Source organism: Kitasatospora sp. NPDC097643 (assembly GCF_040302625.1).
Classification (GTDB): Bacteria; Actinomycetota; Actinomycetes; order Streptomycetales; family Streptomycetaceae; genus Kitasatospora.
In genome coordinates this window covers 1-1,511 of record NZ_JBEOSA010000170.1, presented here as the reverse complement: position 1 = coordinate 1,511, position 1,511 = coordinate 1, and the positions used below count along the sequence as shown (strand labels likewise).

At 74.8% G+C, this 1,511-nt stretch carries 1 protein-coding gene; it reads right to left on the bottom strand.

Annotated elements, in window-relative coordinates:
• Window positions 1–1,511, bottom strand: a 1,511-nt coding sequence (locus ABTY15_RS39655) for a beta-ketoacyl reductase (RefSeq protein ID WP_350607664.1), incomplete at both ends; no start/stop codon positions are given.

Genomic DNA, 1,511 nt, shown 5'->3' with positions numbered 1-1,511 from the left:
CCGTTCCGCCGGGCGTCCGACAGCCGCTCCACCAGCAGCATGCCGACGCCCTCGCCCCAGCCGGTACCGTCCGCGTCGTCCGAGAACGCCTTGCACCGACCGTCCGGCGAGAGGCCGCGCTGCCGGCTGAAGTCGACGAAGGTCGCAGGTGTCGCCATGACGGTGACCCCTCCGGCCAGGGCGAGCGTGCACTCGCCGGTGCGCAGCGCCTGGATCGCCCAGTGCAGCGCCACCAGCGAGGACGAGCAGGCCGTGTCGACGGTGACGGCCGGCCCCTCCAGCCCGAAGGTGTAGGAGAGGCGACCGGACGCGATGCTGCCCACGCCGCCACTGCCCATCGAGCCTTCGGCGCCGCTGGCCGCGGCCTGCTTCAGGCGGGTCGCGTAGTCGTGGTACATCACACCCACGAACACTCCGGTCCGGCTGCCACGCAGGGCTGCCGGGTCGATGCCCGCCCGCTCGAAGGCCTCCCAGGACGTCTCCAGCAGCAGCCGCTGCTGCGGGTCCATCGACATCGCCTCACGCGGCGAGATGCCGAAGAACCCCGGGTCGAACGCCGCCGCGTCGTGCAGGAACCCGCCTTCGCGGGTGTACGAGGTGCCGAGGTGGTCCGGGTCCGGGTGGTACAGCTGTTCCAGGTCCCAGCCGCGGTCGGCGGGGAAGCCGGAGATCGCGTCACGGCCGTCCGCGACCAGGCGCCACAGGTCCTCGGGGGTCTCGACCCCACCGGGGAAGCGGCAGCTCATCGCGACGATCGCGATCGGGTCATCCTCGGCGCCAGTGGCCACGGGGACGGACGTCCCGGTGTCCGCCTCCGGCACGCCGAGGAGCTCAGTCCGGAGCTGCCGGGCCAGCACCGCAGGGCTCGGGTGGTCGAAGACGAGGGTCGCGGGCAGCCGCAGGCCCGTGACGGCGTTCAGGCGGTTACGGAGTTCCAGCGCGCTGAGCGAGTCGAACCCGAGCTCGCGGAAGGCCCGGGTCGGATCGACCGCCTCCGCGCCGCCGTACCCGAGCACGGCGGCGGCCTCGGACCTGACGGTGTGCAGGAGTTCGCGGTACTGGTCCGCCTCGGCCAGCCCTGCCAGCCGCGCTGCGAGCGCCGAGCCGCCGCCCGCAGCGGTGGCCGCAGAGGCCGACCTGCGGGCAGCCGGCCGCACCAGGCCCTGAAGCAGGGGCGGCACCGCAGCCGGATCCGCCGCACGAGCTCGCAGCCCCGCCAGGTCGAGGCGGATCGGCACCAGCGCCGCATCCTCGGCCCGCAGGGCGGCGTCGAACACACCCAGGCCCTCGGCCGTGGACAGCGCCTGCACGCCGCCGCGGGCCATCCGCTGCACGTCCGCGTCGTCCAGCCCGGCCGCCATGCCGCCGCCGTCCTCCGCCCACAGGCCCCAGGCGAGAGCGGTCGCCGGGAGACCCGCGGCACGGCGGTGCTCGGCGAGGGCGTCGAGGAAGGCGTTGGCCGCGGCGTAGTTCGCCTGCCCCGCCGCACCGAACACACCGGCCGCGGAGGA